The sequence below is a fragment of the uncultured Helicobacter sp. genome (assembly GCF_949282165.1).
Taxonomy (GTDB): domain Bacteria; phylum Campylobacterota; class Campylobacteria; order Campylobacterales; family Helicobacteraceae; genus Helicobacter_F.
Map to the genome: position 1 here is coordinate 1 of NZ_CASDOV010000020.1, position 20056 is coordinate 20056.

Sequence of the window (20056 nt, forward strand, 5' to 3'; positions counted from 1 at the left end):
ACCCCAAATGTGCGCACTGCTAAGGGGGCACAAGTATCGGTATATGGTGGGGGAGACGCGTGATACCTCTATGCACCCGCAAAAAGAAAACGCCTATATCCACCTAGATCATCTCCGCCGTGCCCTCGAGATACTTGAGCGGCAGACAAATCCCTGAATCGTAAGAGGTGCAGGGCTTGATTTTTAGAGAATTTATCGTATAATGCTCCGACATTTTTGCGATCAAAGGATTTTTATGCTCCGCACAATCAAATCTCAACTCAAAACATACACAAAACAAATCTTATCCGCATACCATCAATCACGCTCACTCCAATATTTCTTGACCAAAACCACCCAGTATCTCGCCCTGCATACAAATCTAAAACCCCTACCTCAAGAACACAAAGAAGCTATACTAGCGTATTGGAGTAAGTTTATAAATGGGGGGGGGGGGCAAGCACAAAGAGGCTGAATCTTACTCTTGATTGGCACACAATTCTCTACAATGTCAATCAAAATCACCCACTTGATGTTCGTTATTTAGATAATCCCTTTTATTATCTCAATGTCATTCCATATTTTAACCCAAATTCTTACGCCCAGGTTTTTGCTGACAAAAACTACTATGACACGCTTTTTGCACATTATCATAAACCAAAAAGTATCCTCAAAAACATTAAAGGCACGCTGTATCAACCACACAAAAGTATTCCAAGCTATTTTATGCCCACCACTTTACAGGAAGCTATAAAGATTCTTAAATCCTACGAAAAAGTAGTGATCAAACCTACCGAATACGACACCACTGGGTCTGGCAAAAATGTGCAGATTCTCCATACCCAACAAAGCGAAGATGCTCTCATACAAATCCTACAAAGCTATCCAATGGACTACATCGTGCAAGAATTTATACAACAACATCCCTATCTGAGTAATCTCAACGCGCATTCGGTTAATACCTTTAGGATTATGACTCTCCTGTATAAAGACAAGATTCACACACTTCCTAGTAGTCTCCTTGTAGGCGATACACGCCCCACTTCTAATGGTGGGTTTTTCCGTATCGGTATTAGTGAATCTGGTAGCCTGCGCGATTTTATTATAAAAGGCAAAGGAGAGGCAATACAATCCCTCCCCAATCTCAAAGAATCCTTTGATCCTAAAATCCCACATTTCTCTGATGTGCTTGATATGGCGCGCTCTATGCATCTGTGTATCCCGCACCTTGGGCTTATTGGTTGGGATTTTAGCATTGACAGTGCGGGCAATCCTATCTTTATCGAGCTCAATTCCATGTACCCGGGCTGTGAAATCATTGAGTTTTGCAATACTCCACTATTTGGGGATTTGAGTGATGATATATTTACCCAAGTCGCACGAAACACCAAAGCCTAAGACACAAATCCCACAAAGGCACACATATGCAAAAGATCATAAAAACACAATTTGAGGATTCTGCAACTCCACATATCAATCATCACATCCGCACCCTCAAGCCTTATATCCCCATTTCACATAAAGTCTGGGAGTGTGCGCATAGGGAAGATATCCTAAAACTTGATTGGAATGAATCCACTATACCGCCATCACCTCTAGTTACACAGGGCTTATATCATTTCCTAGACCATGGTTTTTTGCAGTGGTATCCCGACACACACAACACCGAGCTCTATGCCCTTCTCGCCAAGTATGCACGCGTAGATTCTGAGCAAATTGAGATTTTTGGGGGTTCAGATTGTGCACACGAATATATTTTGCAGGTTTTTTTGGACACAGGTGACAAAGCCTTGATAGTCGCTCCCACATATGATAATTTCCGATCAAGGGCGCAAGGCATTGGGATCACAACACACTTTTTTTATCTCACAAAAGATTTTATGCTTGATTTTGATGCTTTAGACAGAGCCATTATCCACCACACGCCCCAAATGGTTTATATCTGCAATCCCAACAATCCCACAGGCATAGTCTATGACAGCGTACAGCTCCAAAATCTCATACAAACTCATAGCAATACGATGTTTCTCATTGATGAGGCGTATTATGAATTTTGTGCCCAAACTCTAGCTCCTCTTACAGTCACACATAAAAATCTCATCATCACGCGGACATTTTCCAAAGCTTTTGGTTTGGCAAGCTTTCGTATTGGCTATTGCATAAGCCATGCACAAAATATAGCCTTGCTCAATAAACTACGCAACCCCAAAAGTCTCTCTGCTCTCGCACAAGTAGCAGCTATACATGCTCTTAAAGACGAGTCGTATATGTGGGCATATGTCAAGGAAGTGCAACGCGCCAAAGAATGGTTTGATACACAGATTCGATCTCTTGGTATCAAAACCTATCATTCCGCAGCAAACTTCATACTTATTTCACATACACACGATCTCTGCAGACTTTTGGAGCGTCACCATATCTATATACGCGACTATCGACATATCATCCCAAACCACTTTCGCATCACCATCGGCACACATACACAAATGCAAAAAGTCTATAAAGCATTAAATGGGGGGGGGGTAGCACCAAAAAATAGAAACTTCCCAAAAAGCATTTCCACACATACAAAACACCCTCTATCTCCTAATCCTAATATTCTTACTTTTTACATACGCAAGAGTTTGTCTATTGCCTTTCCTTGCATTACCGCTCTACATAAACCACAACACAAGGAGATTTTATGCAGTTAAATAAAAATCAACAAATCATCGCAGAGAAAATCAAAGCTCTAAAAGACGCTGCAGGCAGTCATAGTCCAAGTATCTTTACACTTATAGAACGCATACCCGAGCTTAAGATCACTATTGATGCGTGTTTTCTCTCAAATCCCTATGCCACAGATCTTTTTATGCGCTACTTACAGCAAGAGCTGTGTGATACAAAAAAACTAAGAGATGTTTTGGAGTTTTATCCCTCACAAAATAGTGTCATTGCTGAAGTCCTTGCCAATCGCCTAGATCTTGACAAAGAATGCATTTTCGTAGGAAATGGGGCAATAGAGGTTATCCAAGCTGTTTTACATAATTTTGTAGAACGCAAAATTGTAGTCAATATCCCCACATTTTCCTCCTACTATGAATTTAGCAATACCAAAACAGAAGTGGTGCTCTATCAACTAGCAAAAGAAAAGGACTTTGCACTTGATACACAAGCCTACATCGAGTTTGTCAAGACCCAAAAACCACAAAGTATTGTGATCATCAACCCCAATAATCCCGATGGTGGCTACATACCTTATGAAGAATTACGTCTTATCATCGCTAGTCTGCCTGAAGTAGAAAATATCATCATTGACGAGAGCTTTTTACACTTTGCTTTCGAAGATGACACATATAGCTTCCTATCATATAGTGCGCTTTTTAAAGAATTTCCCAATGTGATTTTAATCAAAAGCATGTCAAAGGATTTTGGTATCGCTGGCATTCGTGCAGGCTATGGGATTATGGCAAAAGACAAAGTCGCCAGACTTCTACAAAATGGCTATTTATGGAACTCTAATGGGCTTAGCGAATATTTTTTTAGGCTTTATGTGCGCAATGGATTTATAAGTGAATACGAAAATGTAAGAAAACTCTATATTCAACAAACACAAGAATTTTTCACACACCTATCCCAAATCCCAAAGCTCAAGGTCTATCCAAGCAAAGCAAATTTCGCGATCATAGAGATTCTAAATGGAGAAACAAGCACAGAATTTGTGATGAAAATGCTTATCAAATATGGAATCTATGTGCGCACTTGTAGTGACAAAATAGGCTTAAATGGCGAGTTTATCCGCCTTGCCTCAAGAAGCAAAGAAGAAAACACCAAGATCATACAATCTCTGCACAATGAACTTAGACACTCATAGTCACACAAATCCTTATCATATGTGCTATACTTCGCGTATTTGGCAAAGTCAAGAGCTTTAAATATACTCAAAAGGAATAGAATGCAAAACATACTAGCCATCTTTGATTTTTGTGAAACATTAGTCTCTATTCAGAGTATCCAACCGTATCTAGATATGGTAGGCAAGGCAAACCCCCACTATAATAAACAAATCTTACATTGGCAACGTAAGATCCTGCCACGCCTTCATAGATATACCAAACTTTCCTTATTTGATTTTAATCCCCCGCGCTATCCAGAACTCAAGGGATTTGATATAGAGCATGCCACACAAATAGCAAAAGACTATGTGCAGCAAAATCTTATACACAAAACCAATGCAAAGGTGCTGGATCGATTGCGCTTTCACCAAGAGAGTGGGCACACCATAGCCATTGTATCTGGCGGACTTGAAATATACATCAAAGAATTCGCTAAGTTTTTTAGTATAGACAATATCATAGCAATTAGCCTACAATCACACGATGGTGTTTTAAACGGAAATATAGATGGTATCCACACCATGGAATATCGTAAGCTCTATAAACTTACACAAATGCTTGATACAAGTGCCTTTGATCTCAAAAGCTCCTATGCATATAGTGATTGTCCTAGTGATATACCATTACTCTCCTTTGTAGGCAATGGTGTAGCAATAGAATGTGGTAAGGATCTGCAATGGGCACGTATCATGGGATATGAAATACTCTAGATAAATACTCCTCTGCTTTGTGATTGAGGTTTATTCCTAAGGCGTATGACTTAAAACCCATAATACACAAAATACACCATCACATTAAAGAGCCGATAGGTGCCCGATTGTCTATAAAAATCCGGTAGGCTAGATTTGAGCGCGATACCTAGCCCAAAGCCCTCGACTATATCCACGCTCATACCTATCTCAGCGATCGCACCGCCGATGTTGCGCTGTGAGGAGTTCGTGCCTGTGTGCTGCAGGCTCATATACTCCGCGCCTAGTCGCACATAAGGCAGCAGATGGCTAACTCTATACCCCACCTTGCCGCCCACACTGATACCATAATACCCGCCATCATTCCTCGCATTGAGGGGCCAGACATTGCCCTCAAGATATGCGCCAAACACGAGATTATCCCACATTTTGCCGCGCTCGATCCCAAAGAGCACGCCCGAGATACTTTTGCTCCCATAATCGCCCCTAATCTCGCTCAAATTCGCACCACTCCAACCTATGCGGAAGCTATCATAGCCCCACGCGATGTGCGCAAGCAGGCTTATAAGCAGTATGAAGCGCACCTCGTATCAGCCCCCACCCATAAACTGCAATATCTCGATTTCATCGCCCTCACGCAGTGGCGTCTCACTCCACCCATCTTCGCGCACCACTTGGGTATTTTGCGCTAGTGCGATAGTTTTTGCCCTCACGCCCACTTCCTCGATGAGCTCGGCGATAGAGCGCGCCGAGGTGCTATAAGCCTCTCCATTTAGGATAATCTGCATACCGCCTCCTTTGTGCATTTTTGTGCGTTCTTTGTGTATTTTGTGTGCTTTATGTATTTTGCGCATTTTTTGCGCGCATCTCTCACTTGGCTTTGCCAAAAAACTTGGCAAAAAACCCGGGCTTGTTGTGCTGCTTGCCACGCGCTATGGCTAATGCGCCGCTTGGGACATTGTGCGTAATCGTGCTGCCTGCGGCGATGAGGGTGTTAGATTCTAATCGCACGGGGGCTACAAGCTGACAATCACTCCCCACAAAGACATTTTGCCCGATGATTGTCTTATGCTTTGCCTTGCCATCATAATTGCAAGTGATTACCCCCGCACCGATATTGCTCCCCTCGCCTATCTCGCAATCCCCTAGATAGCTTAGGTGCCCGGCTTTGACGCCCTCTAGCCTCGCACTTTTTAGCTCCACGAAGTTGCCTATATGCGTGTGCGCGATATGTGAGTTGGGGCGCAAATGCGCCATAGGACCGATATCGCTATTGACAACCACGCTAGATTCTATCACGCTATGGGCTTTGATATGCGAATCCCGCACGAGACTCTTGCCACAGATTCTCACGCCATTCTCCAGCACGCACTCCCCCTCAAACACGACATCGGATTCTATATAAATCGTGTGGGGCATATCCATCTTGACGCCCTGTGCCATCGCGCGCTCACGCAATCGCGCCAAAAGCACCTCTTGGGCAAGCGAGAGGTGAATCTTGTCATTTACCCCCATATACTCGCCTTCACTCACAAACACACCGCCTATCGCCACACCCTCATCGCGTGCAAGCGCGATCACATCGGTGAGGTAATACTCCTGCTGCGCGTTGGCATTGCTAAGGCGGGGGATAAAGCGCGCTAAAATCTCTTTGTCAAAGACATACACGCCCGCATTCACGCTTTGTATCTCTAGCTCCTTTGGGTTTGCGTCCTTTTGCTCGATGATTTTTAGGACTTTGGGGGCGCAGGGCTCGCAAGTCGCTTCATCTAGCACCACGCGCCCATAGCCATCGGGGTTTTGCAGCCACAGCAAGCTCATCACGATAGATTCTGTGCGCGCACAGAGGGAGCGCAGGCTACTAGCGCGCACAAGCGGCATATCGCCATTGAGCACTAGCACGCGATTGTGCTTAGATTCTATCCCGCGCAGTGCGCCTCCCGTGCCCGGGAAGTGCTCTATATCTTGGGTATGGAGGTGTAAGATAGAATCTAGCAGCGCGCCAAACTCCTCGCGCAACACATCTTTAATCTTTTGGGCTTGATGGTAGAGCACGATATGGATATCATCGCTTAGCTCTAGGGCTTGCTGCACGATGAGGGAGAGCATAGCCTTGCCACAGAGTGTGTGGAGGACTTTTGGGGTGGAGGATTTCATACGCGTGCCAGCACCAGCAGCCAAAATCACGACAGAGAGGGGAGTAGTCATACAAATCCTTAGTCTTTGGGGGTAATGATTTTATGGAATTTTAACACACTAAAGCCTATAATCATCGCCCGATTTTATCCTGACTTTCTAAGGTAGAGATTTGAAAAAGCTTGGCTTGTGTGTGTTGTGCCTTTTGTCTGTGTGGTTTGCACCACTAGGTGCGCAGACAGAGGAACACCCCTATATGATAGAAGTCCAAAACCCCTACACGCCCAAAGAACCGCTCGTGCCAAATCTTGTGCCCCAAACAGATAGCACGCCCCTAGCCGAGCAGCAAACCCAAGAGATCACTTCCACGCCAAATGTCCAAATGCCCCCCGCGCAGTTTGTCCCTAGACTCAATCTCTCCCTTACCCCACCCACAGAGCCAAAGGAGCTCGTAACCACGCTCAATGTCGTGATTATCATCACGCTCCTTGTGCTCGCCCCCTCGCTTATTTTGGTGATGACGAGCTTTACGCGGATTTTGATTGTCTTTGCGTTTTTGCGCACTGCGCTTGGCACGCAGCAGTCCCCGCCCACGCAGATTCTTGTCTCGCTCTCGCTTGTGCTGACATTTTTTATTATGGAACCTGTGGTTATGAAAAGCTATGAAAGCGGGATTAAACCCTATACCGAAAACCAAATCTCCTATGATGAGGCTTTTGTGCGCGCTGCCAAGCCTTTCAAAGAATTTATGATCCAAAACACGCGCCAAAAAGATCTCGCGCTTTTTTTCCGCATACGCAACCTCGATAATCCCCAAACAATCGACGATGTGCCCCTAACCGTGGCGATTCCGGCGTTTATGATAAGCGAGCTAAAGACGGCGTTTTGGATAGGATTTTTGCTCTATCTGCCGTTTTTGGTTATCGATATGGTGATAAGCTCGGTGCTGATGGCAATGGGTATGATGATGCTCCCGCCGGTAATGATTTCACTACCCTTTAAGATTCTCGTGTTTGTGCTAGTAGATGGGTTTAATCTCCTCACGGGCAATCTCGTAGCGGGATTTAAGTAGCTGTGGTTTGCACGCATTTTGGGGTTTGTGGCGGGTGTGGAGCCTATGAGGGCTATGACTTTGCCACGCAGGCTAGGCAAGTGGCAGATATGCTGCTTGGGCAGGAAGGCTCGCGTGAGATTGCACCATTGCTTTTTGCCTCGCCAAAGGAAGGTTTTAGGGCACGCGCGGATTTTAGATTCTGCACTTATGAGGGCTTTTATTTTGCCACCAATGCTTTTGGCAAGAATGAACGCACCAAAATCACGCACTGCCCCATATTGCTAGAGCCTATAGGGATTCTACTCCGCCACATTCGCGAGATTTTTGCTCCTCTAGCCCCCGCCCACCCACTGCGCCACAAGCTCTATGGCTGCAGCTTCCTCTCTACCTATGAGGCGTGTATCATCACGCTTATCTATCACAAGCCTTTAGAATCTGATAGCACCCATTTGTTTCACGCGCTGCAATCTAGGCTCACAGAGATTTTGCGCTCGCGCTACCCCGGATTTGAGATTATCCTCATAAGGCGCGCTAAGGGGGAGAAGATAGCCTTTAGTCCCGCGCAAGATTCTCTATCTGCTTGTATTAGGGATAATTTTAGCACCTACCTTGATGAAGGCTCCAAAAACGCGCTAAGCAAGCGTGGCATAGACTTTGACAAATGCACGATTTTCAAACAAGAAAGCCTCTTTTCTCAACCAAATCCCTTTATCAACGCCCAAATGCTCGCCTTCCTGCTCACCACACTCCCGCAGATTCTGCCCGCTATCGCTACAACTGATCTTTTGGAGCTCTATTGCGGAAGTGGGAATTTCACAATCCCTCTTAGCCAACTCTTTAGGCGTGTTTTTGCCACGGAGGTGGTGAAAGATTCTATAAAAACGCTCCAAGAGACAATCGCTCATCATAGCATTACTAATATCACTCTCGCGCGCCTTAATGCAAAAGAGAGCATAAGCGCGCTTTTGGCACAGCGCGAGTTTTTTCGGCTCAAAAATGTGGATTTGGCGAGCTTTAGCTTTGGGGCGATACTCATCGATCCGCCTAGGAGTGGCGTGGGCGATGAGGCTATGCTCGAGTTTATCGCGCGCTTTCCTCTCATCATCTACATTTCCTGCGCGCCACAAACTCTGCATAGCGATCTTAGGGTATTGCGTCGCACACACCGCATACACACGCTAGCCCTTTTTGAGCAATTCCCCTACACCCACCATATAGAATCTATCTGTATCCTCACACGCGCTAGCGCGTGATATCATCAAGCGCCTTATTTGCCTCATCAGAGACTTCATCAAGCTTTTGGGTGATATGGTTTTCTTCTTTGAAATCATCGATTTTTTTATCCACATCGCCAAATACCTCGCGCACATCCGCACACGCTATAATGCCAAGCACCACAGCGCCCATCACTACGCACATAAGCACTTTTTTCATACTATCTCCTTTTGTTGATAAGATAAGACAACTTCTGCCCATACAAGCCCATAAAAAGCAGCACGAGCCCAAGCGCAATGCTTAAGCGCGCGAGGCTTGAGCTTTGTGGGGAATTATTAGTGGTTTTGGCTAGCATAGGGGCAATTGCCTGTATGTCTTTGTTGCCATAAGAAAAGGCTATCGCCTCGCGCATTGCCTCGGGCAATGGCGCGCTATGCACGGCATTGCCACCCTCATCATACAATAGCTTAGAATCTATCTCCACCACACTGCCCTGTGGCGTGGCAAAGAGCCACAAAGTCGCGCCCCTAGGGACAAACTCCCCATCGCTTAGCACGATGATTCTCTCCCCATAGAGCTTGGCTGCCTCTAGTGCTAGCGCGCCATTGCTACCACCAGAATCTAACGCCCCCTCAAACACCCCCTCCCGCCAAGGAAGCTTGGCAGAATCTAGCCTCTGGAGCTGCTCAATCTGTGTGAGATAATCGCAGCTAAAGGGCGAAAACAAATACGCATTTTGCGCAAAAATGATGATACTCGCACAAGGCTTGTGCGTCTTTAGCAACATTTGTAGCTTTTTTATCGCAAAGCTTAGGCGCGAGGGGAAAATATCGCGCGCCTGCATAGATTTAGAGACATCAAGCACAAACACCGCCCGAGATTGACTAAGGGGCGCGCTAGATTCAAAAAGGAGGAGTTGTGCTAAGCCAAAGCCAAAGCACAAAAGTGCCGCCATACTTGTGATAAATATAAAGCCCTTGTGGCGTTTGTATCCATAGCCTAAAATCCCCGCCATGCACGCGCATAAAAGCCCAAAGATTGCCATATCCTGCATTAACACCGCCATTTGTGCCATAGCCCAAACTGCCCCGCGCCCCACGCAAGCAGCAGGACAATCCCAAGCCCTAGCGCAAAAGAGCTCATATCATAGCCATAGGGCTTCATAATCGTGTGGGGCGTGAGTGCGCCGAGGTGCTCATACACCTCTGTGAGTTCTCGCTCATCAATCGCGCTAAATGCCCTGCCCCCGCTTGTCTTGGCGATAAAACTAAGGCTTTGCATATCGCCGCCATCGCTGATATTTATGGGATAGATTCTCACGCCCGATTTGATTGCCAGATCCATCATTTCAGCGGTGCTGATGGTTGAATCTGTATCAAACCCATCGGTTAGCAGGATAATGCTGCGCTTAATCTCTGTGTTTTTGCCCATAAACGCTTCCTCTCTGCCCCTAGATTCTGTGAGTGCGTAGATGGTGCGCGCTAGAGCGTTGTTAATCGCTGTTTTACCCCCAGCTAGTCCGAGCGTGAGGCTATCGATAACATAGTGCAAAAACTCCCTATCTTGCGTGAGGGCATTGAGTATCAGCGTGTGCTCCCCAAATGCCACGACAAGCACACTATCATAGGGATTTTTGTCGATAAACTCCTTGCTAAGCCGCTTAAGCACCTCAAGGCGGTTTTCGCCCGTGTGGCTAAAATCCACCGCTTCCATAGAAAAGCTCGTATCTAGCACGAGTGCGATTTGGCTCTGTGTGGTGGGATAGAGGCGATCTTCGCTCTGCCACAGGGGCTTAGAGAGCGCGCACACCACGCACACAATCCCAAGCCACTTCGCCACCTCAAGCCAACGCGACTTTTTAACGCCCCGCATTAATGCGATATCGGGCACATAGATAGGCGTGCGCGAGCCTTTAAGCAGCCATTGTGTTAGCACAAACGCCACGAGCACAAGCCACGCAAGTGGATAACCAAAACTCATAGAATCTCACAAAGGCGTTGGTATCGGGAAAGCAGTAGTGAATCTAGAGGCGGTGGGTTTTTGGGGAACTTATAGGGGGCGAGGCGTTGGGAAAACTCCTCTAGCTGCGCAAGTGTAGAGGGAGCGAAAGTCCGCTCTGTGCGTGCTTTTTGCACCAATGCGCTAAATTCCTTGGCAAATTGTTTAGAATCTCGCACATCAAGGGATTTGAGCCTTTTTATAAGCGGGTTTTTGCGCCTTTTTAGCACAAGCCATGCACCGCTCACGCACCCAAAAATGAGCACCACGCCGATGATAGTAAGCGGCACGCTCCAAGGCGTGATAGGCTCGAAAATATCGGCAATCTCGTGCATTGCTAGTGTTTGGGCTTAAAATGTCGCAATAATAAAAAACTCACAAATGCCACGCTGCACACGACAATAATCGTGCTAAAGGCTTCAAAATACCCAAAGGGCTCGGCGAGGTTGAACACTTCTCCCATTTCTAGCCCCTAGAGCGTATTAATAACTTGCTGACAGCGCGGACAGAGGCTCTCCTCGCTCTGTGCGACAAACTGCCAGCACCGCGGGCATTTGTGCGCCTGCGCCTTTGTGATGACAAATCGCTCTGTGCCGCCCTCACACTCCACTTCAAAGCTTTTTAAGACTATAAGCCCCTCTTCACTCCTGCCCCAACCACTCACAATAAGCCACCTATCAAGCTCGCTAAACTCCTGCGCATTGGGGCTTATCACGCAAAGTTCTAGGGAGGATTTGATGATTTTGTCTTTTTTTAGTGAATCTACGCTAATGCCAAAGCTCTCGCGGATTTTCATCAGACGCGCAAAGTCTGCCTGTGGCTCACGCGCCCCGGCTACTTCCTCTATACGCGGATTGCGCAAATCAAACACATCGCTTGCCTCGCCCCTAATGCACGCATTGGCATAGCCAAACGCCTCATATGCGGTGTAAGTGAGCGTGGGCGCGAGGACAAAAAGAAGTTTTTTGAGGATAAATGCCATAGCACTCTGTATGGAAGCCCGCCGCACAGAATCTAGCCCATCACAATACAGGCTATCCTTGCACAAATCCATATACACGCCACTTAGATGCGTGCTCACAAAGTTCATAATCACGCCAAAGCCCTTGGCAAACTCGTATTCTAAAAAAAGCTTGAGAGCCTGCTCTAGTTCCTCATTGGCTAGTGCAACGATATAGCGATCAATCTCTGAATCTAGCGGCGTGAGCGCGCGCAAATCCTGTGTGTTGGCAAGCAAAAAGCGTATGGTATTGCGGATTTTTTTATACTGCTCGCTCACCTGCTTGAGGATATTTTGGGAGATTCTCTGATCGTTTTGGTAATCGCTTAGTGCCACCCACAGGCGCAAAATATCACTCCCATAGGTTTTTAGAATCTCTTGGGGCGCGATCACATTGCCCTTAGATTTGCTCATTTTCTCGCCATTTTCATCCATCGTGAATCCATGCGTGAGGATACTCGCGTATGGGGCTTTTGCGTGTATCGCGCAGCTCACAAGCAGCGAGCTCTGGAACCACCCGCGGTGCTGATCGCTCCCCTCTAGATACATACTCGCTGGATACTCCCCCGCCTCATAGGCGCGTGATTGTAGCACGGCTCTCCAAGTGCTGCCGCTATCAAACCACACATCAAGGATATGGTGGATTTTCTCATAATGCGCGCTTTGGGCTCTGTGGCTAGGGGGGAGCAGCTCCTGCGTGCTCTTGCTCCACCACGCATCGCAGCCCTCATTTTCAAACACCTGCGCGACAAACTCTAAGATTTCAGAATCTAGCACCACCTCGCCCGTGCGCTTGTCTTTAAAAAACGCGATAGGCACACCCCAATCGCGCTGCCTAGAGATACACCAATCCGGGCGGTTTGCAATCATTGAAGAGATTCTATTGCGCCCGTGCTCGGGGTAAAATCGCACCTTTTCTAGCTCAGATAATGCCACCTCGCGCAGAGTTTTATTACTCTCGCCAAAGGGCTTGTCCATCAGGATAAACCACTGCTTAGTCGCGCGATAAATCACGGGCTTGTGCGTGCGCCAACAAAACGGATAGGAGTGTGTGAATTTTGAGGCGTGCAGGAGGCTCTCGCCTAGGAGCTCTAGAATCTTCTCATTTGCCTTAAAAATATGCACGCCGATAAATGAATCCACCACCTCATCTGGCAAAAGCCCCTTATTTTTAAGTGTCTCATCGTAGCAGCCGCCATCATCGACAGGCATTAGCACTTCTATATCGTATTTGAGGCACGCGTAGTAGTCGTCCTCCCCGTGCCCGGGCGCGGTATGCACCAGCCCACTCCCACCACTCATTAGCACATAATCGCCTAAAATGAGGCGTGAGATTCTGCCATTTAGCGGATTTATCGCTTCTAGATTCTCAAACTCCCCGCCCTGATAGGTTTTAGCAATCTCGCCTTTGGTGATGCCAAGCTCCACAAGGCTTTGGAGCAGCGGCTTAGCGATGATATAGCCATCTTTGGTGATGGCATACTCTTCATTGGCATTAAGCGCGATGGCTTGGTTTGCGGGCAGTGTCCAAGGTGTCGTCGTCCAAATCACGGCTTGGGCGCGCTCTACCCCTAGCTTTTTGCAAGAATCCGCACTAAGCGCAAAGCCCACAAAGATTGAATAATCCTCCTTGTCCTGATACTCCACCTCGGCTTCAGCTAGCGCGCTCTTTGCCGCCCAGCTCCAAAACACTGGCTTGCTGCGCTCAATAAGCAAGCCCTGCTTAGCAATGGCACACAACGCGCGATAGATCTCTGCTTCAAAGGCAAAGTCCATTGTTTTATAAGGATTCTCAAAATCCCCCAAAACGCCCAAATCCTCAAACTCCTCACTCTGAATCCCAATAAACTCCCGCGCCCACTCACGGCATAGCTCTCGGATTTCTGTCTTTGGCAGGCTGTCCTTTTTGTCCTTGCCGATTTTTTCTTCCACCTTTTGTTCGATAGGCAGCCCGTGGCAGTCCCAACCGGGCGTGTAGGCGATCTTGTGTCCTTGAAAATAATGAAGCTTTACCACGATGTCTTTTAGAATCTTATTGAGCGCGTGCCCGATGTGGATATGTCCATTAGCATAGGGTGGTCCATCGTGTAGCGTGAAACTCTGCTGATTGTTGTTTGTGTCGCGTAGGCGTGTGTAGATTCTCTCTGCACGCCATTTTGCATACACTTGCGGCTCGTTTTGGGGGAGATTTCCACGCATAGGGAAGTCAGTATTTGGCAAAATCAATGTGTCTTTGTAGTCCATCTCATACCTCGTGTGTCAAAATGCCCTCCATTGTAACAAAACTTGCATAAGAACTGCATAATTTTGCCTAAGCCCACACATTCCATACGCACAAAACACGCCAAACTTTTAAGCTTTAGCGTGTTAGAATCTCGCACTTTTTAATTTGTAAGGATTGTGTGATGAGCGAGCCCATATCCCTCGTGTTTGAGACTTTTAAAACCTGTGCGATTATGATCGATACCCTTCTGAAAAACCCCTCGACTAGTTACCTTGCCTCCCAAAACTCTAGCGGCGATACGCAACTACAAGTCGATGTGCAAGCCGATAAGCTCATCGAGGAGCGACTGTTGGCACTTGCGTGTGTCAAGGGCGTGTGCAGTGAGGAAAAACAAGAGGTAGTGTATGGTGGGGATTCTACAGAATCTAGCGCGCGCTTGATCGTGGCATACGATCCGCTCGATGGCTCCTCGCTTGTGGATAGCAACCTGAGCATTGGCACGATTTTTGGGATCTATGATGGGGTGCTAGAATCTCGCGCGCTTGTGGCTAGTGGCTATATCGTGTATGGAGCGCGGCTAGAGATAGTCCTAGCGCATAAGCAAGTGGAGCATTGGCGATACTATGAGGGCGCGTGGCATTTGCTTGGCACGCTACGCCTTAAGCCAAAAGGCAAGATAAACGCGCCCGGTGGGACGCAGCAGCATTGGGCAGGGCGGCACAAAGCCCTTGTGGAGTCGCTCTTTGCGCAGGGTTACAGACTGCGCTACTCGGGCGGTATGGTGCCCGATCTCCATCAGATTCTTATCAAAGGCGGGGGGCTCTTTAGCTATCCTGCGACGCAAGACGCACCAGAGGGCAAGCTCCGCAAGCTCTTTGAAGTCTTTCCCTTTGCCTTTGTGTATGAGTGCGCGGGGGGCGAGGCGATCGATGGGAGTAAGCGACTTTTAGAGCTTGATGTGGGGCATATCCACGATAGCACGCCCTGCTTTTTTGGGAGCAGTGAGGAGATCGCACAAGTTAGGCGCGCTTATAGCCTAGATAAAAACGCATAAGGAATGCTATGCAAGAAGATGTCTTTGCCCAAAAGCTCCAAACCCAGAGCCAAAAACTCCAAGAATGCCAAGCCTCCCACAATCTTAGCTCGTGTATGCCCTGTGACTCTTTTTATGAATGCGAAGTGCGCAAAGCCTATGTAAAAGCCGTGTATGAGAGTATGAACAAGGGGCAAGAGGGCAGTTTTGACTTCAACTAAAGGATTTGTATGACTAAAAGCTATATCACTTCGCCAATTTATTATGTCAATGATATCCCACATATCGGGCACGCCTACACGACTATCGTTTGCGATATGCTCAAAAAATACCGACAGATTCGCGGACAGGAGGTGTTTTTGCTCACCGGCACCGATGAGCACGGACAAAAAATCGAGCAATCCGCCAAAGCCCACAACCAAAGCCCACAAGCCTATGCGGATTCTATCAGTGCGCATTTTCGCACGCTTTGGGAGGAGTTTGGTATCGACTTTGACTACTTTATCCGCACCACAGATTCTGCGCACTGCCAAAGCGCGCAGGCTGCCTTTAAGAAAATGTTCCAAAAAGGGGATATTTATAAGGGCATTTATGAGGGGTGGTATTGTATCTCGTGTGAGAGCCATTTTACTAAGCACCAAGTGGTGGAGCAAAAATGCCCCGATTGTGGCAAGATAACGACGATTATTAAAGAAGAGAGCTATTTTTTTGCCCTCTCAAAATACCAAGACGCCCTCCTGCAATGGTATGAGCAATGCCCCGATGTGATCGCGCCTAGACACAAGCGCAATGAAGTCATTCGCTTTGTAGAATCTGGGCTAGTGGATCTCTCTATCACGCGCACGGGCTTTAGCTGGGGTGTGCCGCTGCCTGAGGGCATAGAGAATGCAGATAATGAGGGCAGTGAGGGCGCGCCTAAGCATATCCTGTATGTGTGGCTTGATGCGCTGATGAGCTACCTTAGCGCGATAGGCTATGAGGGCGCGCTGCGTATGGATCTGTGGCAGGATACCACGCATATCGTGGGCAAAGACATTTTGCGCTTTCACGCGGTGTATTGGCCTGCGTTTTTGATGAGCCTAGAGCTGCCACTACCGCGCAAAATCTACGCGCACGGCTGGTGGACTCGCGATGGCGTGAAAATGAGCAAAAGTATCGGCAATGTGGTAAATCCCAAAGAAGTCGCCCAAAGCTATGGCATAGAAGCGTTTCGGTATTTTTTGCTGCGTGAAGTGCCCTTTGGGCAAGATGGCGACTTTAGCCAAAGGGCGTTAATTGAGCGTATCAACTCCGATCTTAGCAATGATATTGGCAATCTCCTAAACCGCCTCATTGGTATGGCGCAAAAATACTTTGATTGCAAGCTTTCTAGCACACAGATAGAGCAGTTTTATCCACAAGAAGTGGCAAAAATCGCGCCCATATTAGAGCGGTTTGAATCTGCGATGAGCGATATGCAGCCACACACTGCGCTTGAGGAGCTTTGGGGGCTTTTGAGGCTTGGCAATGGTGCCATTAGCACCTATGAGCCCTGGAAAATGATGAAACAAGCACAGAGTGAGCAAACCCTCGCCCTGCTGATGCTTGTGGGCAATGTGTTGCTAAAAACCGCGCTGTGTCTCTACCCCATAATGCCAAAAACCGCCATCGCTATCGCCGCCGCGCTAGGCTCTAGCATAGATACGCAGAGCTTTAGTCGCTATGTCTCACAAAACGCCCTTTTGCAATTCGCCACACTCACGCCCACCGCCCCGCTTTTCCCCCGTATAGAATCTCCGCTAATGCCCGAGCCCTCACTAGATTCTAAGGATTCTAAAGAATCTAGCGCGCCTAAAGCGCACACCTCCGCACCTACGAGCCCCCAAACCTCCACGCCCAAAGCCCAAAATACTCAATCAAGTTCTGAATCTAACTCCACTCCCGAGCTTGTGGAGCTCGTGGGTATAGAGGATTTTAAAAAGCTTGATTTGCGCGTGGGTGTGGTGCTAGAATGTGAGAGAGTGCCAAAGAGCGAAAAGCTCCTAAGATTTCTCATCGACTTGGGCGAATCCAAGCCGCAACAAATCCTCTCTGGTATCGCCAAATACTACGAGCCAAGCGAGCTTGTGGGCAGGCAAGTGTGCGTGGTGGCTAATCTCAAGCCCGCCAAGCTTATGGGGCTTGTGAGCGAGGGAATGATCCTAAGCGCGCACGATGATGAGGGGCTAAGCCTACTCAGTGTGCCCAAAAAGGCAGGCAGCAAGATCTCATAAATGAAAGCCTACACGCAACTTTTGCAACGACTTAGCCAAGATTCTATGAGTTTGGAATCTTTTGAGCGATTTTGGCGTGATGTGGGCGAGGAGGAGGCATACACCGATACCGCCACACGCCTAGAGCTCCTCAGACTCTATGACTTCCCTCTGCACCAAGATGGCGATACGCTCACGCTTAGCACCGCGAGTTTGCCACTGCAAGAGGCGGTGTTTTGTTTTGTTGATATCGAGACGACGGGCGGGAAGGCAAGCGAGCACGATGTGATAGAAATCGGCGCACTCAAATACCAAAATGGCAAGATTATCGATCGCTTTGAGAGCCTCATTTTCACCTCCTATGTCCCAAGCGAAATTACTGCGCTCACGGGCATACGCACCCAAGATCTCCTAAAAGCCCCACAACCCCAAGAGATTCTCACTAGATTTAGAAACTTTGTGCGCGGGAGTGTGTTTGTAGCGCATAATGTGAGTTTTGACTTTACCTTCCTTAATGAATCTTTTACGCGCTATTGCATTCCGCCTATGCTCCTGCCTAGGCTCTGCACGCTCGATCTAGCACGCAAGACGATCCTCTCTCCGCGCTACGCACTAGGGTTTTTAAACACCTTTTTAGGGATCAATACCTCCGCCCTGCACCGCGCCTATGCCGACGCGCTCACCGCGCTAGAAGTCTTTAAAATCGCGATGATGTGCCTGCCAAAGAGCATAGAATCTGCCCAAAACCTCATCGACTTTAGCAAAAAGGGGCGCAAGGGCTTTGTGTGAGCCTCTCACAAGGGCGTTGCGCGAGGTTGGTGCGTGGGAGGCGGGGCGTATGAGTTTAAGCCAAGTTATACTACAATGCCGCCCACTATCCCATATCTAAGGAAGCCTATGGAAGCCCCGCTTAGTATTTTCCAAATGCAGCATATGTTTTTCCCCTTGCTCGCCACTTGCGTGTTTGCGCTCATTCATATCTATATCTATAAGGCACTGCTTAAATCCTTTGCCACCACCGCGCTTTTTAGGAGGTTTTGGCTCGTGCTTGTGTGGCTAAACTTCCTAGGCAGTGCCGCATATTTTTCTTTCCTCCACAAAGCCCCGCCAAGTCAGAGCCTCTACCTCCTACTTTCTATATGTATGGGCGTGGCACTTAGCTTTTTGGTGGTTACGCTATGCTATCAACTCTGCTCACTCGCTCTATTAAGCATTAGGCACAAGCACACGCGCACACGCGCTAGATTCACTCTCAAGCGTATAGCGGGGTTTGCGGGAGTGGCAATGGTAGCGTATGGGACTTTCATAGGCGTGCAAAAGCCCCAAATCACGCACACACAACTAGCAATCGATGGGCTTAGCGCACCGCTTGAAATCGTGCAGCTTAGCGACATACATATCGGGGGCTTGATAGAATCCACTCGCGTGCGCGATATCGTAGAGCGCACCAACGCGCTCAATCCCGATGTGATTTTTTTAACAGGCGATATCGTGGATTCGCCCCTAGAGCTCGTGCGCGAGGCAGTCGATGAACTCGCACACCTAAAAGCGCGCTATGGCGTGTATTATGTGCTAGGCAATCACGAGTATTTCCACGACGCGCGCCATATCCTCGAGCATTTGCGCACGATGGGCTTTAAGGTGCTGCTCAATGATGCCGATGTGCTCACGCACGAGGGCGCGGATATACGCATAGTGGGCATTGCTGATCTCGTGGGCGTGCGCGAGGCGTTTTTGCACCACGATTTAAAGCCCGATGTGCGTCAGAGCCTGCTAAAGGCTAAAGCTAGCACGCCAAGCCCTATGATATTCCTCTCTCATCAGCCAAAGGTTATCTATGAGCTAGAATCTATCCATAATTCCGAGCCAGAGCTCACAGCTCATCTCTCCCTCGTGCTTAGCGGGCACACACACGGCGGGCAGATATTCCCCTTTTCGCTGCTCGTGCCACTCCAGCAGCCCTATACCAAGGGCTTAGATTCACTGCCTATGGGCGGATATGTGTATATCAGCCAAGGCACGGGGTATTGGGGAGCACCTATGCGCGTGGGTAGCTTCAATGAAATCACGCATTTTACGCTCACGCCCAAATCACGATAAGGAGTTGCTATGCTAGGGTTTGTTTATAGATGGCTGCTATCCAAAACCACGACATTTGAAAAAGCCAAGGAGATGGGGGAGATCGCCCAAGAAGTGGAAGTGTATCCAAGCACGACGATTCTTGTATGCGGGGAGGGGATCTATGAGTGTAGGAGTGGGTGTGATGGGCTTATAAACGCATTTGGGGGGGGGGCGATTAGAAGCTTCTAAATTTGATACTTTTGGTGATTTTGGAAATTCGGCTTGCACGCAACCTTTAAATGAGTGCTTCAGCTCAGCTTCAGTCACTACCGCTAAGGTAGCTCCTTCGCCTCGCCTTGCACAACATTTAAATCTTACGCACAATCCTAGAATTTCCGGCAAGCCAAGCGCGGAGTGTAGAGAAAATACAGAATCTAAGAAAGGTTTAGAATCTAGTCTAACAGAACCTAGCACAGATTCAGAATCTAGTTCCACAGATTCACAAACAAACGCGCAATCCACAAAAGAGATTCTAAACAACGCACAAAGACAGAATCTAGG

General features: G+C 47.9%; 20 protein-coding genes and 2 pseudogenes. 13 read left to right on the forward strand and 9 right to left on the reverse strand.

Features of this window, described 5'->3' with window-relative positions; all coding sequences use genetic code 11:
- Positions 1 to 552: 552 nt before the first annotated feature.
- The 4 genes from ACH2BK_RS08740 to ACH2BK_RS08755 all read left to right on the forward strand — a co-directional run bounded on the left by ACH2BK_RS08740 (position 553) and on the right by ACH2BK_RS08755 (position 4564).
- The gene (locus tag ACH2BK_RS08740; RefSeq protein ID WP_395003447.1) at positions 553 to 1377 is read left to right on the forward strand and encodes a sugar-transfer associated ATP-grasp domain-containing protein; all 825 of its coding nucleotides are present in this window, start codon (positions 553 to 555) and stop codon (positions 1375 to 1377) included.
- A gap of 26 nt (positions 1378 to 1403) precedes the next feature.
- A complete protein-coding gene (locus tag ACH2BK_RS08745) occupies positions 1404 to 2672 on the forward strand; it encodes a pyridoxal phosphate-dependent aminotransferase (RefSeq protein ID WP_395003414.1) in 1269 nt (422 codons plus the stop codon).
- Positions 2663 to 3832, forward strand: a complete 1170-nt coding sequence (locus ACH2BK_RS08750) for a pyridoxal phosphate-dependent aminotransferase (protein WP_395003416.1) — start codon at positions 2663 to 2665, stop codon at positions 3830 to 3832. The genes ACH2BK_RS08745 and ACH2BK_RS08750 overlap by 10 nt, the downstream gene beginning before the upstream one ends.
- A gap of 81 nt (positions 3833 to 3913) precedes the next feature.
- Positions 3914 to 4564 (forward strand): HAD-IB family hydrolase, encoded by a 651-nt coding sequence (locus ACH2BK_RS08755; RefSeq protein ID WP_395003418.1) that lies wholly within the window; start codon positions 3914 to 3916, stop codon positions 4562 to 4564.
- Positions 4565 to 4614: 50 nt separating this feature from the next.
- Here ACH2BK_RS08755 and ACH2BK_RS08760 read toward each other — a convergent pair whose 3' ends face one another.
- The 3 genes from ACH2BK_RS08760 to glmU form a co-directional block, all read right to left on the reverse strand.
- Positions 4615 to 5127: a hypothetical protein gene (locus tag ACH2BK_RS08760; protein ID WP_395003420.1), complete on the reverse strand. Its 513-nt coding sequence runs from the start codon at positions 5125 to 5127 to the stop codon at positions 4615 to 4617.
- A gap of 6 nt (positions 5128 to 5133) precedes the next feature.
- The gene (gene thiS / locus ACH2BK_RS08765; protein ID WP_394998059.1) at positions 5134 to 5331 is read right to left on the reverse strand and encodes a sulfur carrier protein ThiS; all 198 of its coding nucleotides are present in this window, start codon (positions 5329 to 5331) and stop codon (positions 5134 to 5136) included.
- Between the two features lie 82 nt (positions 5332 to 5413).
- Positions 5414 to 6751 carry a bifunctional UDP-N-acetylglucosamine diphosphorylase/glucosamine-1-phosphate N-acetyltransferase GlmU gene (gene glmU / locus ACH2BK_RS08770; protein WP_395003424.1) on the reverse strand — a complete coding sequence of 446 codons (1338 nt, stop codon included), beginning with the start codon at positions 6749 to 6751 and terminating at the stop codon, positions 5414 to 5416.
- A 328-nt stretch (positions 6752 to 7079) separates the two neighbouring features.
- Here glmU and fliP point away from each other — a divergent pair.
- Positions 7080 to 7751: pseudogene (gene fliP / locus ACH2BK_RS08775) on the forward strand (flagellar type III secretion system pore protein FliP); the annotation flags it as partial.
- A gap of 2 nt (positions 7752 to 7753) precedes the next feature.
- Positions 7754 to 8986 (forward strand): tRNA (uridine(54)-C5)-methyltransferase TrmA, encoded by a 1233-nt coding sequence (locus ACH2BK_RS08780; RefSeq protein WP_395003426.1) that lies wholly within the window; start codon positions 7754 to 7756, stop codon positions 8984 to 8986.
- Here the strand turns inward: ACH2BK_RS08780 and ACH2BK_RS08785 are convergent.
- The 6 genes from ACH2BK_RS08785 to ileS are packed head-to-tail and all read right to left on the reverse strand — an operon-like array spanning position 8976 to position 14190.
- On the reverse strand, positions 8976 to 9167 hold the full coding sequence (locus ACH2BK_RS08785) for a hypothetical protein (protein ID WP_394998054.1): 192 nt from the start codon (positions 9165 to 9167) through the stop codon (positions 8976 to 8978). The two genes, ACH2BK_RS08780 and ACH2BK_RS08785, sit on opposite strands and share 11 nt — an antisense overlap.
- 1 nt (position 9168) lies before the next feature.
- Positions 9169 to 10002, reverse strand: a complete 834-nt coding sequence (locus ACH2BK_RS08790; protein ID WP_395003431.1) for a VWA domain-containing protein — start codon at positions 10000 to 10002, stop codon at positions 9169 to 9171.
- Positions 10002 to 10928, reverse strand: coding sequence for a VWA domain-containing protein (locus ACH2BK_RS08795; RefSeq protein WP_395003433.1), 927 nt, complete (start codon positions 10926 to 10928; stop codon positions 10002 to 10004). The genes ACH2BK_RS08790 and ACH2BK_RS08795 overlap by 1 nt, the downstream gene beginning before the upstream one ends.
- Positions 10925 to 11281 carry a hypothetical protein gene (locus tag ACH2BK_RS08800; RefSeq protein WP_395003435.1) on the reverse strand — a complete coding sequence of 119 codons (357 nt, stop codon included), beginning with the start codon at positions 11279 to 11281 and terminating at the stop codon, positions 10925 to 10927. The genes ACH2BK_RS08795 and ACH2BK_RS08800 overlap by 4 nt, the downstream gene beginning before the upstream one ends.
- A 2-nt stretch (positions 11282 to 11283) precedes the next feature.
- The gene (locus tag ACH2BK_RS08805; protein WP_394998049.1) at positions 11284 to 11409 is read right to left on the reverse strand and encodes a hypothetical protein; all 126 of its coding nucleotides are present in this window, start codon (positions 11407 to 11409) and stop codon (positions 11284 to 11286) included.
- 9 nt (positions 11410 to 11418) lie between these two features.
- Positions 11419 to 14190, reverse strand: coding sequence for an isoleucine--tRNA ligase (gene ileS / locus ACH2BK_RS08810; RefSeq protein WP_395003437.1), 2772 nt, complete (start codon positions 14188 to 14190; stop codon positions 11419 to 11421).
- A 161-nt stretch (positions 14191 to 14351) separates the two neighbouring features.
- Here ileS and ACH2BK_RS08815 point away from each other — a divergent pair, with 161 nt between their 5' ends.
- The 7 genes and pseudogenes from ACH2BK_RS08815 to ACH2BK_RS08845 form a co-directional block, all read left to right on the forward strand.
- Positions 14352 to 15224 carry a class 1 fructose-bisphosphatase gene (locus ACH2BK_RS08815; RefSeq protein ID WP_395003439.1) on the forward strand — a complete coding sequence of 291 codons (873 nt, stop codon included), beginning with the start codon at positions 14352 to 14354 and terminating at the stop codon, positions 15222 to 15224.
- Positions 15225 to 15232: 8 nt separating this feature from the next.
- Complete coding sequence (locus ACH2BK_RS08820; protein WP_395003441.1) at positions 15233 to 15424, forward strand: hypothetical protein; 192 nt, start codon at positions 15233 to 15235, stop codon at positions 15422 to 15424.
- Between the two features lie 9 nt (positions 15425 to 15433).
- Entirely contained in the window at positions 15434 to 17455 is a 2022-nt protein-coding gene (metG, locus tag ACH2BK_RS08825) for a methionine--tRNA ligase (RefSeq protein ID WP_395003443.1), read from the forward strand.
- Entirely contained in the window at positions 17456 to 18223 is a 768-nt protein-coding gene (locus tag ACH2BK_RS08830; RefSeq protein ID WP_394998043.1) for a 3'-5' exonuclease, read from the forward strand.
- A 108-nt stretch (positions 18224 to 18331) separates the two neighbouring features.
- Entirely contained in the window at positions 18332 to 19534 is a 1203-nt protein-coding gene (locus ACH2BK_RS08835) for a metallophosphoesterase (RefSeq protein ID WP_394998042.1), read from the forward strand.
- A gap of 9 nt (positions 19535 to 19543) precedes the next feature.
- Complete coding sequence (locus tag ACH2BK_RS08840) at positions 19544 to 19744, forward strand: hypothetical protein (protein ID WP_395003445.1); 201 nt, start codon at positions 19544 to 19546, stop codon at positions 19742 to 19744.
- Positions 19716 to 20056: pseudogene (locus tag ACH2BK_RS08845) on the forward strand (hypothetical protein); the annotation flags it as partial. The gene ACH2BK_RS08840 and the pseudogene ACH2BK_RS08845, both read left to right, overlap by 29 nt.

Coding starts and splice junctions, on each gene's coding strand:
- ACH2BK_RS08745 (WP_395003414.1), top strand. CDS start 1,404: ATGCAAAAGATCATAAAAACACAATTTGAGGATTCTGCAACTCCACAT.
- ACH2BK_RS08750 (WP_395003416.1), top strand. CDS start 2,663: ATGCAGTTAAATAAAAATCAACAAATCATCGCAGAGAAAATCAAAGCT.
- ACH2BK_RS08755 (WP_395003418.1), top strand. CDS start 3,914: ATGCAAAACATACTAGCCATCTTTGATTTTTGTGAAACATTAGTCTCT.
- thiS (WP_394998059.1), bottom strand. CDS start 5,331: ATGCAGATTATCCTAAATGGAGAGGCTTATAGCACCTCGGCGCGCTCT.
- glmU (WP_395003424.1), bottom strand. CDS start 6,751: ATGACTACTCCCCTCTCTGTCGTGATTTTGGCTGCTGGTGCTGGCACG.
- ACH2BK_RS08785 (WP_394998054.1), bottom strand. CDS start 9,167: ATGAAAAAAGTGCTTATGTGCGTAGTGATGGGCGCTGTGGTGCTTGGC.
- ACH2BK_RS08790 (WP_395003431.1), bottom strand. CDS start 10,002: ATGCAGGATATGGCAATCTTTGGGCTTTTATGCGCGTGCATGGCGGGG.
- ACH2BK_RS08795 (WP_395003433.1), bottom strand. CDS start 10,928: ATGAGTTTTGGTTATCCACTTGCGTGGCTTGTGCTCGTGGCGTTTGTG.
- ACH2BK_RS08800 (WP_395003435.1), bottom strand. CDS start 11,281: ATGCACGAGATTGCCGATATTTTCGAGCCTATCACGCCTTGGAGCGTG.
- ACH2BK_RS08805 (WP_394998049.1), bottom strand. CDS start 11,409: ATGGGAGAAGTGTTCAACCTCGCCGAGCCCTTTGGGTATTTTGAAGCC.
- ileS (WP_395003437.1), bottom strand. CDS start 14,190: ATGGACTACAAAGACACATTGATTTTGCCAAATACTGACTTCCCTATG.
- ACH2BK_RS08815 (WP_395003439.1), top strand. CDS start 14,352: ATGAGCGAGCCCATATCCCTCGTGTTTGAGACTTTTAAAACCTGTGCG.
- ACH2BK_RS08820 (WP_395003441.1), top strand. CDS start 15,233: ATGCAAGAAGATGTCTTTGCCCAAAAGCTCCAAACCCAGAGCCAAAAA.
- metG (WP_395003443.1), top strand. CDS start 15,434: ATGACTAAAAGCTATATCACTTCGCCAATTTATTATGTCAATGATATC.
- ACH2BK_RS08830 (WP_394998043.1), top strand. CDS start 17,456: ATGAAAGCCTACACGCAACTTTTGCAACGACTTAGCCAAGATTCTATG.
- ACH2BK_RS08835 (WP_394998042.1), top strand. CDS start 18,332: ATGGAAGCCCCGCTTAGTATTTTCCAAATGCAGCATATGTTTTTCCCC.
- ACH2BK_RS08840 (WP_395003445.1), top strand. CDS start 19,544: ATGCTAGGGTTTGTTTATAGATGGCTGCTATCCAAAACCACGACATTT.